Consider the following 541-nt stretch of genomic DNA (forward strand, 5'->3'; position numbering starts at 1 on the left):
GTTTATTAGAAAGTTTAGTTTCTAACTTAACTGTTAATTATATTCGAAGTGTAAGCAATCAAGATATTTTAAATGATCAAAAAATAAAATATAATGATATCAAACATTTAGAAACCATGCAGGATTTGAAAGATTTTGTACTAGAACAAAAGGTAGTTGATATGATGTATGATAGTTTTAATAAATGGTTAACTACCTTCATTTCAAATTATACAAAGGAAAAAGCACAGTCTTTTAATAGTATTAATAAAGAATTAATTGATTTAATAAGTGAGGTTTTTGAGAGAAGAAATATATTAACCCACAATAATGGTATTGTAAGTCATTTATATATTTCTAGAATAAATGAATTATCAATTTCTAATGAATTGAATATTGGTGAAAAAATTAAAATTGATGAAGACTACTTATCATCTTCACGTTCTAATATATTTAAAATGGGGATAATCTTATTTTTCCTATCTGTAAAGAGTTTGGGTTGCAATAGAGATTCAGCATTTATAACCAAATTAACACTTATAGGTCTTGAATTACTAAATAA

1 protein-coding gene is annotated in these 541 nt (G+C 23.7%); it reads left to right on the forward strand.

Annotated features, from left to right (window positions below; genetic code table 11):
• Positions 1–541: hypothetical protein (locus CD152_RS12035; RefSeq protein WP_169926213.1), on the forward strand; the 541-nt coding region annotated here is incomplete at both ends.

This window comes from Macrococcoides caseolyticum (genome assembly GCF_002902665.1).
Classification (GTDB): Bacteria; Bacillota; Bacilli; order Staphylococcales; family Staphylococcaceae; genus Macrococcoides; species Macrococcoides caseolyticum.